Genomic DNA, 14,558 nt, shown 5'->3' with positions numbered 1-14,558 from the left:
ATTTCAAGGGATTCGTGCTTTTCTACCCTCACCTGCGGGAGGACAGCATGAATCTCTATCACTGCATGATCGAGCTCAAGAGCGACGCCAAGGCGCTCGCCTTCGCGGCCTCGGTGGAACAATGGATGGGCGAGCTGAAGGCGCTCGACCTGATCGGCGGCTGGCGGCTTTTGCGCCGCAAGATGGGGCTGGCGAGCGATCTGCACGAGGCGTTCCTGCTCGAGATCGAGCTTGAAGATCTGGCCGCGCTCGAAACCACGTTCCGGGCCATTGCCAAGCTTTCGGAAAGCGAGATGCGCCATTACGAACTGATGCACGGCATGATCGCCTCTTACACCGTCGGCGTCTATCGCCCCTTCCCGGACCCGGAACGGCGCGAGCGCGTGGCGCTGATCTGACGGGGCTTTCCTTTTCGCCGTCGCCGCCCTAAATCGGCGCCATGACGGACACACTTCACATCATCGGCGCGGGCCTTGCGGGCTCGGAAGCGGCGTGGCAGGCAGCGCAAGCGGGCGTGCCCGTGGTGCTGCATGAGATGCGCCCCAAAGTCGGCACCTTCGCGCACCGGACCGGCGATTGCGCCGAAATGGTCTGCTCGAACTCCTTCCGCTCGGATGACGATGAGCGCAATGCCGTGGGCCTTCTGCATTGGGAGATGCGCGCCGCGGGCGGGCTGATCATGCAGATGGCGGACCGCCATGCGCTCCCGGCGGGCGGTGCGCTCGCCGTCGACCGCGAGGCGTTTTCCGCCGCGGTGACAGAGGCTTTGCGCGCCCATCCGCTGATTTCCTTCGCTCCGGGCGAGATCTGCGAATTGCCCGGCGAGGGGCGCTGGATCATCGCCACCGGCCCGCTCACCTCGGGCGCGCTGGCAACCAGCATCCGCGCCGCGACCGGCGCCGAGAGCCTTGCCTTTTTCGATGCGATCGCGCCGATTGTTCATGCCGAGACGATCAACATGGACATCGCCTGGCGCCAGAGCCGCTACGACAAGGGCGAGACCGAAGAGGACCAGAAGGCCTATATCAACTGCCCGATGGACCGCGGGCAATATGAGGCCTTCATTGATGCCCTGCTGAGCGCCGAAAAGACCGAATTTCATGAAGGCGAGACCGCGGGCTATTTTGATGGCTGCCTGCCGATCGAGGTGATGGCCGAGCGCGGGCGCGAAACGCTCCGCCACGGGCCGATGAAGCCCGTTGGCCTCACCAACCCGCATGACCCGGCCACGAAGTCTTACGCCGTGGTGCAGCTGCGCCGCGACAATGCGCTTGGCACGCTCTACAATATCGTCGGCTTTCAGACGAAGATGAAGTATGGCGCGCAAACCGCTGTTTTTCGGATGATTCCGGGGCTAGAGAATGCCTCTTTCGCGCGCCTTGGCGGGATTCACCGCAACACTTTCCTCAATTCGCCGACCCTGCTTGATGCACAGATGCGCCTGCGCAGCCGGCCAAACCTGCGCTTCGCCGGTCAGGTGACGGGCGTTGAGGGCTATGTGGAAAGCGCGGCGATGGGGCTTTTGGCAGGCCGCATGGCCGCCGCCGAAATGAAGGGCCAAACCCTGCCGCCGCCCGGCTTTGAAACCGCAATGGGGGCGCTGGTGAACCACATCACCGGCGGCGCCGAGGCCAAAAGCTTCCAGCCGATGAATGTGAACTTCGGCCTCTTCCCGCCGCTGGAAGCGGCGCGCGGCGGCCGCAAGGGCCGGAAAGACCGCTACAAGGGCTATACCGACCGCGCCAAGGAGGTGTTTTCCGCCTGGCTTGCCGCGCAGGCATGATCACCCGCTTCGCGCCCTCGCCCACCGGCCCGCTGCATCTGGGCCACGCCTATGCCGCCATCGTGGCGCATGACATGGCGCGCGCGGCGGGCGGGCAGTTTCTGCTGCGGATCGAAGACATCGACCGGGCGCGCTCAAAACCCGCCTGGGAGGCGCAGATTTACGAGGATCTGCGCTGGCTCGGCCTGCGCTGGGACGGGGCGGTGCTGCGCCAGTCCGAACGCCTTCCCGCCTATCGCGCCTGCCTCGAAAAGCTCTGGGCCGCGGGGCTCCTTTACGCCTGCACCTGCACACGGCGCGATATCGAGGCTGCCGCCTCCGCCCCGCAGGAGGGCGTGCCCTTGGGGCCGGACGGCCTCCTCTACCCCGGCACCTGCCGGGCGCGCGGTGCGGCCCGCCCCGGCCAGCCCCTCCCCGAGGTGGCGCTGCGGCTGCGCATGGATCTGGCCGCCACCGATGGCGCGTTCACGGAAACCGGCCCCGCCCATCGCGGCCGCCCCGAGATCTCCCGCGACAGCATGATCCGCGACGTGGGCGATGTGGTGCTCGCCCGGCGCGAGATGGGCACCTCCTATCACCTCGCCGTGGTGCTCGATGATGCGGCGCAGGGCATCACCCATGTCACCCGGGGCGAGGATCTGTTCGCCGCGACCGCCATCCATGTCACGCTGCAACGGCTGCTCGGCCTCGCCGTCCCGGTCTACCACCACCACGGCCTGATCCGCGACGATCAGGGCAAGCGCCTCGCCAAACGCGACGATGCCCGCGCGCTCGCAAAATACCGTGCCGAAGGCGCAACCCCCGAAGACATCCGCCGCCTTGTCGGGCTCTAGCCTTTCATCTTGCAACAAATATCCCGGGGTCCGGGGCAGCGCCCCGGGGGCTCTCACAGATCCATCGGCGCGAGAATCTCGACCTCTTCCCCGTCCCGCACCGCCGTGTAAAAGCACGAGCGGCGGTTGGTGTGGCAGGCCGGCCCGGTCTGATCGACGAGCATCAACAGGCAATCGCGGTCGCAATCCACCCGCAACTCCACAAGCTTCTGCACATGGCCCGAGCTCTCGCCCTTGGCCCAGAAGCTCTGGCGCGACCGGCTCCAATAGGTCACCTGCCCGCTCTCAAGCGTGCGCGCGAGGCTCTCGGCATTCATCCAGGCCATCATCAGCACCTCGCCCGTCGCGTGATCCTGCGCAATCGCCGGGATCAGCCCGTTCGCGTCGTATTTCAGCTCGCTCGCGTCGAAACCCATGCTTTCCTCCATCGCAGATCCGCCCTATCTACCCCCCCGGGCCGGGAAACAAAAGGCCGGCAGAAAAAGGTGCCGATGAGCGAGCAGGATCTCTTCAAACTCTATGCCGACCGGGTGCTGGCGCTCGCCGCCGATATCCCCCTCACCGATCCGATTGCCGCGCCGACGCATGAGGCCAGCCAGCGCGCGCCGCTGTGCGGCTCTAATATCGCGGTCGCGCTGCGCATCGAGGAGGGGCGCATCACCGCCTACAGCCAGACCGTGCATGCCTGTGCGCTCGGGCAGGCCTCAGCCTCGATTTTCGCGCGCCACGTGATTGGCCGATCCGAGGCCGAGGTGGCGGCGCTGCGCGACGCGCTCGCGGCCATGCTCACCGGCGGCCCGGTGCCCGCCGCGCCCTTTGCCGACTACGAAGTGCTCACCGCCGCGCGCGCCTATCCCAACCGTCACGCCTCGATCCTGCTCGCCCCCGATGCGGTGCTCAGCGCGCTGAGAAAATGATCTGCAGCGCTTAACGCTTGCGCAAGACAACCTTGGCATGGTGGCCCGAACCAGCCAGAGCGAGCGATGACCCAGAGCCTGATGCCCTCCCCCGAGCCTGCGCAAACCGAGGCGCGCGTGAACCGCATTGCGCAGGATGCTCTTGAACTTGGCCGCGATGTTGCCGAGGTCGCCGGCGCCCTTGAGGCGCTCGAGACCCATATTGACGCGCAGACGCAGCTTTTGCGCACCGCCCAAAGCGCCGCCGAAACCGTGCAAGACGCCAATGCCCGGGTGCTGGATGGCGCCGAAAGGGTTGGCCGCTCCGCAGAAATGACCCTCGATCTGGTCGAGGGCACGGTCGCGCAACTGCGCGAAACCGGCGCTCACGCCCAGACCATCGCGGCCTGGGTGCGCGCCGCGATCACCCGCATGGATGCGCTCAACGAAACGCTGGCCCGCGTTCAGGCCGAGAATGCCGAGATCCGCTCGGTGGCAAAACAGGTCAACATCCTTGCCATCAACGCCAAGATCGAGGCGGCGCGCGCGGGCGATTCGGGGCGTGGTTTTGCGGTGGTGGCCGAGGCGATCAACGAGCTGTCGCGCAAGACCGCGGCGGCCTCCGAGGGGATCGGCGACGCGGTCGAGGGCCTCAGCGGCTCGGTTGGTGTGCTGCGCGACGAGGCCGGCACGATCTCCACCGATGCCGAGGCGGTGCTGACGGGTGCGGCGGGCACGGATGCCGCGCTCGGGCGGATGCTCGACGGGCTCAAGCTCACCCGCGGCGCGGTGGGCGATATTGCCGCGCGTGCAGCAGAGGTGAATGCCGCCAATGCCTCTTTCGGCCCGGCGTTCCGGCGGATGTCGGACGGGATGACCAGCACCTCAACCGAGATGCGCAAGGCAACCGAGAAGACGAAGGCGCTGATCCTCGCGGGCGAAACGATCGTGCAAGAGGCGGTCGAACTGGGCGGTGCCACCGGCGACAATGATTTCATTCGGGCCGCCCAGCAGGCCGCCGCAGAGATCACGCAGCTTTTCGAAACCGCGATCCAGTCCGGCCAGATCTCTGCCGCAACGCTGTTTGACAGCCGGTACACCCCGATCGCGGGCACGGATCCGGCGCAGATCATGGCGCCTTTCACCGCCTTTACCGACCGGGTTCTGCCCGAAGTGCAGGAGCGGATGCTTGAGCTTTCGCCCGATGTCGTGTTCTGCGCCGCGGTGGACCGGAACGGCTATCTGCCGACGCACAACCGCAAATTCTCCCAGCCGCAAAGCGTGGACCCGGTCTGGAACGCAGCAAACTGCCGCAACCGCCGGCTCTTCAATGATCGTGTTGGCCTGCGCGCCGGGCAATCGACCGCGCCCTTCCTGCTGCAGATTTACCGCCGCGACATGGGCGGCGGAAACTTCGTGCTGATGAAGGATCTGTCTGCGCCGATCTTTGTGGACGGACGGCATTGGGGCGGGCTGCGCCTCGCCTACCGGATGTAACAAAAAAACGCCGCCATCGGGGGATGGCGGCGTGAGGTGCGCTTTGATAGGGCCTTGGGACAGGCTGCCGCAAACCTGGGGACAGACGGCGGCAAAAGCGCGAGGCAGTGAACACTTGGCCAGGCTCGCCTGACCGGGAAACAGCGGCACTCGTATCGGGCCCGGCAGCACGGCACCGGAGCGCTAGCAACTCAGAACAACCCGGGCAGGAACAGGATTGCAACAAAGGTGACGCAGAGCGAGAGCGCGCCGAGCGTGTCTTGCACCACCTCGGTGGGGGCGCGGCTGGCGAGGGCCTCAAGAGGGCGGATCGTCGGGGGCTGGCGCATCGGCATCTCCTTTCTGTTGCCACTTTGTTCTCATATTGACCCCGGCAGGTCAAGAACATTTTGAGAACATTCAGCCAACCTCAATCAGCCGGATCGCCCGATCCTGTTCGGTAAGCCACAAAAGCGCGCGCACCGCCGCGCCGCGCGGGCTCTCAAGCGCGGGGTCTTTCAGGAGGAGCGCGCGCGCATCCGTCTGCGCGAGCGCCATCAACCCGGCCTGATGTTCGAGATCGGCAATGCGAAACCGCGGCAGCCCCGATTGCGCCGTGCCGATCACATCCCCCGCGCCCCGGATCGCCAGATCCTCCTCGGCAATGCGGAACCCGTCCTCGCTGTCGCGCAAGATCGCCAGCCGTCGCTCGCCGCCCGCCGTGAGCGGTGCTTGGTAGAGCATGAGGCAGGTGGATTTTGCCGCCCCGCGCCCGACCCGGCCCCGCAACTGGTGCAGCTGCGCGAGGCCAAAGGTCTCGGCCCGCTCGATCACCATGATCGAGGCGGCCGGCACGTTCACCCCCACCTCGATCACCGTTGTCGCCACCAGCACGCGGGTGCGCCCGGCCACGAAATCGGCCATCGCCGCGTCTTTTTCGGCGGGCGGCAACTGGCCATGCACCAGCCCCACCACCCCCTCGCCAAGCGCCGCGCGCAGGGACACAAAGCGCTCCTCGGCAGAGGCAAGATCCACCCGCTCGCTCTCTTCCACCAGCGGGCAGACCCAATAGGCCTGCCGCCCCTCCGCCACCGCCTTTTGCAGATGCGCGACCACCTCGCCCATGCGCGCGGTGGAGACCAGCGCGGTCTGCACCGGCTGGCGCCCGGGTGGCTTTTCATCGAGCAGGCTCACATCCATATCGCCATATTGCGCGAGCGCGAGCGAACGCGGGATCGGCGTGGCCGTCATCACCAGCACGTCGGCCATCTCGCCCTTGGCGCCAAGCTCCTGCCGCTGGTTCACGCCAAAGCGGTGCTGCTCGTCAATGATCACAAGCCGAAGATCTTGAAACACCACGTCTTTTTGAAACACCGCATGCGTGCCCAGCAAAATCTGGATCCGCCCCTCGGCCAGATCGGCAAGCTTTTGGGTGCGCTCGCGGCCCTTGTCGCGCCCGGTGAGCACCGCCATGCGCACGCCCGCGGCCTCGGCCAGCGCGCCAAGCCCCTCGTGGTGTTGGCGCGCGAGAATTTCGGTGGGCGCCATCAAGACCCCCTGCCCGCCCGCCTCAACGGCATTGAGCAGCGCAAGAAAGGCCACCAGCGTCTTGCCCGCGCCGACATCGCCTTGCAACAACCGGTTCATGCGGCGCGCCTCGGCCATGTCGGCGGCAATCTCGGCGCTTGCGCGCAGTTGCGCCCCCGTCGGCTTGAACGGCAGCGAAGCGAGCACCTTGCGCGCCAGAGCGCCGGTGCCCTTGGTCTCCCGCCCCTTCGGATGGCGGGCCTGACGGCGGGCAAGCGCCAGCGTCATCTGATGCGCGAAAAGCTCGTCATAGGCGAGGCGCTGGCGCGCGGGGGCCGTGGGCGCAGTCTCCCCCGGCGTCTCGGGGCGGTGCGCGGCGCGCAGGGCCGCCGCCCAATCCGGCCAGCCTTCGCGCGCCATCAGCGCCGGGTCGATCCATTCGGCAAGCTCGGGGAGCCGCGCAAGCGCCCCCTCCGAGGCTTTCGCCATCAGCTTTTGCGTGACCCCCGCAGTGAGCGGATAAACCGGCTCGAACCGCGGCAGCTCCGCCGCCTCCTCGGGCGGCAGGATATGCTCGGGGTGGACCATCTGCGCCACACCGTCAAAAAGCTCGAGCTTGCCGGAAACGAGCCGCTTGGCCCCTAAAGGCAGGATTTTTTGCAGGTAATCGCCGCGGGCATGAAAAAAGACGAGGGTGAACTCTACCCCCGCACCATCGCGCACCGCCACGCGGGTGGGGCCGGAGCGGTTGCGCGCGGCATGATGCGCCAGCACCTCGACCTCCAGCGTGCAAATGACCGGCGGCACCACCTCGCGCAGCGCGGCGACGGGGCGGCGATCCACCACGCCTTGCGGCAGCGTGAAAAGCACATCTCGCGGGCGCGTGATGCCAAGCGCTTCCATGGCCTTGGCCGTTTTTGCGCCAATGCCGGGCAGGGTTTCGAGCCCGGCAAAAAGCGGAAAGAGCGCGGCCGGCCGCCCGCTCATGCAAACCCCGTCAGCGCAAGCCAGGCCTCTTCGTCGAGCACCTTCACGCCCAGCTCCGCCGCTTTCTTCGCTTTTGAGCCCGCACCGGGGCCGGCCACGAGAATATCGGTCTTGGCCGAGACCGACCCCGCAACCTTGGCACCAAGCGCCTCGGCGCGTGCCTTGGCCTCGGCCCGCGTCATCCGCTCCAGCGTGCCGGTGAACACGACGGTAAGGCCGGAAACCGGGCTTTCCGAGGCGGGGGGCACGGCATCCTCGACATTCAGATGCGCCACAAGCCTTTGAATAGCCTCATATTCCGGGCCGTCATGGAAAGCGGCCGTGACCGAGGCGGCCAGCGTCTCGCCAATGCCATCAATGCTCAAAAGCTCCTCCCACTCGGGCGTGCCGGGGCGGGCCGCGCGCATCGCTTCGGCAAAGCGCGCCCAGCTCAGATAATGCGTGGCAAGAAGCGCGGCCGAGCTTTCGCCCACATGGCGGATGCCGAGCGCGAAAATGAGCTTGGCGAGCGGGATTTTGCGTTTTTCCTCAATGGCATCAAAGAGGTTTTGCGCAGATTTATCGCCCCAGCCCTCGCGGTTTTTAAGTTGTTGCAGCCCCGCGCCAAAGCGCGCCTGCAGGGTGAAAATTTCCGCAGGTTCGCGTATCCAGCCATCCTTGTAAAAGGCCTCGACCTGTTTTGCGCCAAGCCCCTCAATGTCAAAGGCGGCGCGCGAGACGAAGTGCTTCAGCTTTTCCACCGCCTGCGCGGGGCAGATCAGCCCGCCGGTGCAGCGCCGCACGGCATCGCCCTCCTCGCGAATCGCTTCCGAGCCGCATTCGGGGCAAAGGTGCGGGAAACCATAGGGTTGTGCGGCGGGGTCGCGGCGCGCAAGATCCACATCCGCCACTTTCGGGATCACGTCCCCGGCGCGGTAGACCTGCACCCAGTCGCCCTCGCGGATATCCTTGCCCGCGCGGATCTCCGCGCCTTTGGAGGACCGCCCGGCGATGTAATCCTCGTTGTGAAGCGTCGCATTGGAGACGACAACGCCGCCCACCGTGACCGGCGCGAGCCGCGCCACCGGGCTCAGCGCACCGGTGCGGCCCACCTGAATCTCGATCTTTTCAAGCCGGGTCCAGGCCAGTTCGGCGGGGAATTTATGTGCCAGCGCCCACCGCGGCGTGGTGGCGCGAAACCCAAGCCGCGCCTGCAGCGCCAGATCGTTTGCCTTGTAGACCACGCCGTCGATGTCATAGCCCAAGGTCGCCCGCTGCGCCTCGATCGCGCGGTAATGCGCGAGCATCGCGGGCAGGTCCGTGCACAGCAGCGTGAGGGGATTTGTCTGAAACCCCAATGCCTTGAGGCGTGCAATCGCGCCCAATTGCGTATCGGAAAGCGGCGCGGAAAGCGCGCCCCAGGCATAGGCGAAAAACTTCAAAGGCCGTGCCGCGGTAATGCGGGCGTCAAGCTGGCGCAGCGACCCCGCGGCGGCATTCCGCGGATTGGCAAAGGTCTTCTCGCCGCGCTCGGCCTGGCGCGCGTTCAGCGCGGCAAAATCGGCGTGGCTCATATAGACCTCGCCGCGCACCTCAAGCAGTTCGGGCGCGCCGGTGAGGCGATGCGGAATATCGGCAATCGTGCGCGCGTTCTCGGTGACATTCTCGCCCACCGCACCATCGCCGCGGGTGGCCGCCTGCACCAGCACCCCGTTTTCATAGCGCAGCGACAGCGAGAGCCCGTCAATCTTCGGCTCGGCGGTGCAGGCCAGCGGCACCTCTGCCGCAAGCCCCAGATAGCTGCGCATCCGGTCGACGAAATCGGCGATGTCTTCGTCCGAAAACCCGTTTTCGAGGCTGAGCATCCGCACCGCATGGGGGATCTTGCCAAAGCCCTCGGCGGGCGCGGCGCCCACTTGCGCGGTGGGGCTGTCGGCGCGCTTGAGATCCGGGAACGCCGCCTCCAGCGCGGCCAACCGGCGCTTGAGCGCATCATAGTCCGCATCGGAAATTTCGGGCGCATCAAGCCCGTGATAGGCGGTGTTCGCCGCCTCCAGACGCGCAACAAGGCCGGGCAGTTCTGCCTCGGCCTCGGCGCGGCTCAGCCGCAGGTTTTCTTGCTCTTGCGGATCACTCATTCCGGCCCCCTGAAACTGCCCCAGATGTAGGGGCAGCGCGAGGGAGGGTAAAGCGGGAACCGGATCAGGCGATCAGGCGCCCACGACCATGCGGCGGTCAAGGTCGCCCTGATCGGGGTCGCGCAGCACATAGCCACGGCCCCAGACGGTCTCGATGTAATTCTCGCCGCCGGTCACTTCCGCCAGCTTCTTGCGCAGCTTGCAGATGAACACGTCGATGATTTTAAGCTCGGGCTCGTCCATGCCGCCATAAAGGTGGTTGAGGAACATTTCCTTGGTCAGCGTGGTGCCCTTGCGCAGGCTCAAAAGCTCCAGCATCTGATATTCCTTGCCGGTCAGATGCACGGGCTTGCCCGCCACTTCGACCGTTTTCGCGTCGAGGTTGACCGAAATCTTGCCGGTGCGGATGATCGATTGCGAATGGCCCTTCGAGCGGCGGATGATCGCGTGGATCCGCGCCACCAGCTCCTCGCGGTGGAAGGGCTTGGTCATGTAGTCATCGGCGCCGAAGCCGAAGCCCTTGATCTTGTTCTCGGTGTCATCGGCACCGGTGAGAATCAGGATCGGCGTATCGACCCGGGCGAGACGAAGCTGACGCAGCACCTCGAGCCCGTTCATGTCGGGCAGGTTGAGATCCAGCAGGATCAGGTCGTAGTCATAGAGCTTCGCAAGGTCGATCCCCTCTTCCCCAAGGTCCGTGCAATAGACATTGAGGTTGGCATGCGTCAGCATCAATTCGATGCTGCGCGAGGTCGTCGGGTCGTCCTCCACCAACAAAATCCGCATCCTGGGTTCTCCGCATTAATCCCTCGATCACTTTCGACCTTGGCAGCAAATGGTTAACACCCAGTTACTCTCACAGGTTTTGTTGGATTTGCAACCTAAAGTTGTCTGTATTTCTGGATCGCCGTGACCTTGAGCCCGGCAATGCCGTGCTTCTTCACCGCATCGGTCCAGATCTCGAATTCTTCATCCGACAGACCGTAACGTTCAAGCACTTCCGCACGGCCGATCAAACCATGCGTCACGGCTTGCACAATTGTCGCCTTACGCGACGCCACCCAGCGGCGCGTTTCTTTCGGCGGCAGGTCGGCGCGTGTGAGGATCGTGCCATCAGGCAACGTAACCGCACGCGGACCATCGACTTTTTTCAGATACATGGGCTCACCCCGTCTTCTTTATCCCGGCAAACTCTGCACAGGGGGGCCTTAACGACGGGTTTAGCGCGGGCTTGAGACTAGATCGCATTTTCCTATATTCCGACACTCTGGTTAAAGGACTCCTCTCATGCCGACTGATCTCCCCCTGAACTCGCTGGGCCTGCCCAAAGCGCCCGCTGATACCCGCGTCGTGGTGGCGATGTCGGGCGGCGTCGACAGCTCGGTCGTTGCGGCACTGCTGAAGGAGGAGGGCTATGATGTGGTCGGCGTCACGCTGCAGCTTTACGACCATGGCGCCGCGCTCGCCAAAAAGGGCGCCTGCTGCGCGGGGCAAGATATTCATGATGCCCGCCGCGTGGCAGAGGCCATGGGGTTCCCCCACTATGTCCTTGATTATGAAAACACTTTCCGTGAAGCGGTGATCGAGGAATTTGCCGATGCCTATCTCGCGGGGGCCACGCCCGTGCCCTGCATCCGCTGCAACGAGCGGGTGAAGTTCAAGGATCTGCTCGAGACCGCAAAGGATCTTGAGGCCGATTGCATGGCGACGGGGCACTATATTCAGCGCAAGATCGGCGCCCGCGGGCCCGAGCTTCACGCCGCGGCAGACGCCGGGCGCGACCAGAGCTACTTCCTGTTTTCGACCACGCCCGAGCAGCTCGCCTTCCTGCGATTTCCGCTCGGCCACCTGCCCTCGAAGGCAGAAACGCGTAAACTTGCAGCCAAATACGGGCTTATTGTTGCCGATAAGCCGGACAGTCAGGACATCTGCTTCGTCCCCTCAGGCAATTATGCCGCAGTGATCGAGAAGCTGCGCCCGGGGGCTGCCGACCCCGGCGAGATCGTCGATCTGGAGGGAAACGTGCTGGGGGCGCACCGCGGGGTGATTCATTACACCATCGGCCAGCGCCGCGGGCTCGGCATCGGCGGCCTTGGCGACAGCCCGCTTTACGTGATCAAGCTCGATCCTGACACACGCCGGGTGATCGTCGGCCCGAAAGAGGCGCTCTCCACCCGCATCGTGCCGGTGCGCGAGATCAACTGGCTCGGCGACGCGCCGTTCGAATCGCGCCCCGAATGGCATGTCTCGGTGCGCATCCGCTCCACCCGCGCGCCGCGCGCCGCGATCGTGCGGCCGGTCAGCGCCACAGCGGCCGAGGTGGAACTGCTCAGCCCGGAAGAAGGCGTCTCGCCGGGGCAGGCCTGCGTCTTTTATGAAACCGATGGCAGCCGGATCTTTGGCGGCGGCTGGATCTGGAAGGGCGCCTCAGCCTGAGCCCCGCCGCGCGCGCTGGCCCGGGGGCATGGCCTCCCGGAAAAGGCAGGGGGCCCGGGGGCATGCCCCCGGAAAAGCGGGGGGTCCGGGGGGCGGCAGCCCCCCGGCGGGTCGCCTCGGCCTGCCGAGGCGAAAGCGGCCCGCGCGCTCAGCGCCCGAACACGTAGCGCCCCGGCGCGGCACCGAGATCGGGCCCCATCGCGGGCGGCGCGATTTTCTCGCCCGTGCCCTTCGCCGCCAGCCATGCGCCCCAGGGCTCCCACCAGGAGCCCGCCACCGGCGCCACGGTCTGCGCCCACTCCTCGGGCCCCGGATGCGGCGCCCCATGCACATGGGTCAGCAGCCGATATTTCGCCCGCGGGTTGCCCGGCGGCGAGACGATGCCGCTGTTATGCCCGCCCGCGATCAGCGCAAAGGTCACCTCGCTGCCCAAAAGCCAGGTCAGCTTGAACACCGATTGCCAGGGCGCGATATGGTCGCGCTCGGTCGCCACGGCAAAAACCGGGCAACGGATGTCGCGCAGCATCACATGCCCCCCGCCCGCCTCCATCCGCCCCTCGGCGAGATCGTTCGACAAAAACAGATGGCGCAGATATTCCGAATGCATCTTGTAGGGCATCCGCGTCGCATCATGCGACCAGTCGCCCAGCGCCGAGCCCTGTTCGCGCTCGCCCAGCATGTAATCATGCACCATCTTCGACCAGATCAGATCTTTCGACTTGAGCATCGAGAAGGTGCCCGCCATCGCCGTCTTGTCGAGAAAGCCCTCCTGCCACATCATGTCTTCGATCAGCGCAAGCTGGTCTTCGTTGGTGAAGAGGCTGAGCTCGCCCGCCTCGGTAAAGTCCACCTGCGCGGCCAGCATCGTCATTGAGGCGAGCCGGTCATCGCCGTCGCGCGCCATCGCCGCCGCCGCAACAGAAAGCAGCGTGCCGCCGAGGCAATAGCCCAGCCCGTGCACCTTCGGCGCGCCGGTGATCTGGCCAATCGCGTTGATCGCCGCCATCACGCCCAGTTCGCGGTAATCGTCAAAGCCGAGGTCGCGGTCGTCCTCGTCGGGGTTCTTCCAGGAGACGCAGAACACCGTAAAGCCCTGCTCCAACGCCCAGGCGATCAGGCTTTCGGGCGGGGTGAGATCAAGAATGTAATATTTCATGATCCAGGCCGGCACGATCAGGAGCGGCGTGGCCTGCACCGTCTCGGTCACCGGCGCATATTGAATAAGCTCGATCAGCCGGTTGCGAAACACCACCCGGCCCTCGGTCAAAGCCACAGTCTCGCCGGGGCGGAACTGCGCCTCCTCATCGGCGCCTTGCGCCAGCGCGCGCATATCCTCGGCCAGATAATGCGCGCCCCGGATCAGGTTGCGCCCGCCTTCCTCGCGGGTGCGGGCGATCAGATCGGGGTTGGTCGCCAAAAAGTTCGTCGGCGCCATCATGTCGAGGAACTGGCGGCCATAAAAGGCGACAAGCTTCTCATGCGCGGTCTCAACCCCCGAAATCCCGGTTGTCGCCTCTTTCCACCAGGCCTCGGCCGCCAGAAAGCTTTGCGCATAAAGCGAGAACGGAAACTTTTTCCAATCCTCGCCGGCAAAGCGCCGGTCCGCCTTCAGCGGCGTCACGCAATCAAGCCCGTCGGCGCGGCCGCCGCGGAGCTGGCATTGCACCTCTGCCGCCAACTGCTGGGCGCGTGCCATGGCGTTATAGCTCAGTTCGGCCTGCTTGCCGGGGCTCATCGCCAGATGCGCCGCCCAATCGGCCCAGGCCAGCCAGAGCGAGACCGGTGACAGCCCCCCCTCGGCCTTGCCCATCAGGGCGTGATACATGCGGTCAAAACGGCGGAACCCGGCCGCGTCAAGCACCGGTTCCGCCTCGGGGCGGGTCTTCAAAGGGCTGTTCATGCGTTCCTCGTTTTGCGGGCGGGCGCGCCCGCTGTCTTGCCCGGGCGGCTTCACCGCCCGGCGTCGTCACAACAGGCCCGGCGCGCGCTCCGGGCCAACCACCGCTTACCGCACTAGTCTTTTGCCTTGCCCGCCATCGACATCATCGCCGCCCCCTCCTCGGTGGCGCTGCGCAATGCGGTTTCGGCAATCTCGCCGGCATGGGCCGCCAGTTTCGTCGTTTCCACCGAATAATCGGTGAACAGACGCCCCCAGAAATCCTGCCAGATCCGCATCGCCTCGGCGGGATCATCGACTTTCGCCAGATCGGCGAGCATCAGCTTGTCCCGTTCGAACCGTGCTTTCAGAAAATCGAGCATCTCGATGTTCTGCCCCAGCATGGCCTCTGCCATCCGCGCTTGCGGCGCAAAAAACATGCTCCAGGCGTCCAGCACCGAGGGCTTCCCCTCCGTCTTGGTCGTCGTTGTCTTCGCCATCGCAGGTCCTCCCCATTTGCGATGAACCATCATATCACGATTTTGCAGATGCAGCATCGGTTTTCACACAAACTCGCAGAGTCATGCTGCACTGCAGCGATCACTTTTTGAGCAGATGCCCCTTATT

The 14,558-nt window shown here is 65.5% G+C and carries 14 protein-coding genes; 6 read left to right on the top strand and 8 right to left on the bottom strand.

Features of this window, described 5'->3' with window-relative positions; genetic code table 11:
* Positions 1-47: 47 nt before the first annotated feature.
* Genes ACFSM0_RS14530 through gluQRS form a run of 3 tightly spaced genes read left to right on the top strand, consistent with a single transcriptional unit; the run spans position 48 to position 2,616 of the window.
* Positions 48-398 carry a DUF6614 family protein gene (locus tag ACFSM0_RS14530; protein ID WP_097070120.1) on the top strand — a complete coding sequence of 117 codons (351 nt, stop codon included), beginning with the start codon at positions 48-50 and terminating at the stop codon, positions 396-398.
* A gap of 41 nt (positions 399-439) precedes the next feature.
* The gene (trmFO, locus tag ACFSM0_RS14525; protein ID WP_377391828.1) at positions 440-1,783 is read left to right on the top strand and encodes a methylenetetrahydrofolate--tRNA-(uracil(54)-C(5))-methyltransferase (FADH(2)-oxidizing) TrmFO; all 1,344 of its coding nucleotides are present in this window, start codon (positions 440-442) and stop codon (positions 1,781-1,783) included.
* Entirely contained in the window at positions 1,780-2,616 is an 837-nt protein-coding gene (gene gluQRS, locus ACFSM0_RS14520; RefSeq protein ID WP_377391825.1) for a tRNA glutamyl-Q(34) synthetase GluQRS, read from the top strand. The genes trmFO and gluQRS overlap by 4 nt, the downstream gene beginning before the upstream one ends.
* 53 nt (positions 2,617-2,669) lie before the next feature.
* Here gluQRS and hisI read toward each other — a convergent pair whose 3' ends face one another.
* Positions 2,670-3,032: a phosphoribosyl-AMP cyclohydrolase gene (gene hisI, locus ACFSM0_RS14515; protein WP_377391822.1), complete on the bottom strand. Its 363-nt coding sequence runs from the start codon at positions 3,030-3,032 to the stop codon at positions 2,670-2,672.
* A 75-nt stretch (positions 3,033-3,107) separates the two neighbouring features.
* Here hisI and ACFSM0_RS14510 point away from each other — a divergent pair, with 75 nt between their 5' ends.
* Together ACFSM0_RS14510 and ACFSM0_RS14505 are read left to right on the top strand one after the other, a co-directional pair.
* On the top strand, positions 3,108-3,533 hold the full coding sequence (locus ACFSM0_RS14510; RefSeq protein ID WP_377391819.1) for an iron-sulfur cluster assembly scaffold protein: 426 nt from the start codon (positions 3,108-3,110) through the stop codon (positions 3,531-3,533).
* 66 nt (positions 3,534-3,599) lie between these two features.
* Positions 3,600-5,009 carry a methyl-accepting chemotaxis protein gene (locus tag ACFSM0_RS14505; RefSeq protein WP_377391816.1) on the top strand — a complete coding sequence of 470 codons (1,410 nt, stop codon included), beginning with the start codon at positions 3,600-3,602 and terminating at the stop codon, positions 5,007-5,009.
* Positions 5,010-5,200: 191 nt separating this feature from the next.
* On the opposite strand, the gene ACFSM0_RS14500 is transcribed toward ACFSM0_RS14505, so the two are convergent.
* From ACFSM0_RS14500 to sciP, 5 genes are all read right to left on the bottom strand, one after another.
* Positions 5,201-5,338 carry a hypothetical protein gene (locus ACFSM0_RS14500; protein ID WP_377391813.1) on the bottom strand — a complete coding sequence of 46 codons (138 nt, stop codon included), beginning with the start codon at positions 5,336-5,338 and terminating at the stop codon, positions 5,201-5,203.
* Positions 5,339-5,408: 70 nt separating this feature from the next.
* A complete protein-coding gene (gene recG, locus ACFSM0_RS14495) occupies positions 5,409-7,502 on the bottom strand; it encodes an ATP-dependent DNA helicase RecG (RefSeq protein ID WP_377391810.1) in 2,094 nt (697 codons plus the stop codon).
* Complete coding sequence (gene ligA, locus ACFSM0_RS14490; protein WP_377391807.1) at positions 7,499-9,619, bottom strand: NAD-dependent DNA ligase LigA; 2,121 nt, start codon at positions 9,617-9,619, stop codon at positions 7,499-7,501. Before ligA ends, recG begins: the two co-directional genes overlap by 4 nt.
* A gap of 72 nt (positions 9,620-9,691) precedes the next feature.
* A complete protein-coding gene (gene ctrA, locus ACFSM0_RS14485) occupies positions 9,692-10,405 on the bottom strand; it encodes a response regulator transcription factor CtrA (RefSeq protein WP_377391804.1) in 714 nt (237 codons plus the stop codon).
* Positions 10,406-10,500: 95 nt separating this feature from the next.
* Positions 10,501-10,779, bottom strand: a complete 279-nt coding sequence (sciP, locus tag ACFSM0_RS14480; RefSeq protein WP_377391801.1) for a CtrA inhibitor SciP — start codon at positions 10,777-10,779, stop codon at positions 10,501-10,503.
* A 127-nt stretch (positions 10,780-10,906) separates the two neighbouring features.
* On the opposite strand from sciP, the gene mnmA reads away from it, so the two are divergent.
* Positions 10,907-12,055, top strand: a complete 1,149-nt coding sequence (gene mnmA / locus ACFSM0_RS14475) for a tRNA 2-thiouridine(34) synthase MnmA (RefSeq protein ID WP_377391798.1) — start codon at positions 10,907-10,909, stop codon at positions 12,053-12,055.
* Between the two features lie 148 nt (positions 12,056-12,203).
* Here mnmA and ACFSM0_RS14470 read toward each other — a convergent pair whose 3' ends face one another.
* Together ACFSM0_RS14470 and ACFSM0_RS14465 are read right to left on the bottom strand one after the other, a co-directional pair.
* Entirely contained in the window at positions 12,204-13,955 is a 1,752-nt protein-coding gene (locus tag ACFSM0_RS14470; protein WP_377391795.1) for a PHA/PHB synthase family protein, read from the bottom strand.
* Positions 13,956-14,068: 113 nt separating this feature from the next.
* A complete protein-coding gene (locus tag ACFSM0_RS14465; RefSeq protein WP_377391792.1) occupies positions 14,069-14,431 on the bottom strand; it encodes a hypothetical protein in 363 nt (120 codons plus the stop codon).
* Between the last annotated feature and the right edge of the window lie 127 nt (positions 14,432-14,558).

Source organism: Rhodobacter lacus (assembly GCF_042683065.1).
Classification (GTDB): Bacteria; Pseudomonadota; Alphaproteobacteria; order Rhodobacterales; family Rhodobacteraceae; genus Rhodobacter; species Rhodobacter lacus.
Note: the sequence above shows the minus strand (reverse complement) of the source record. Positions and strands in the feature narration are given on the sequence as shown.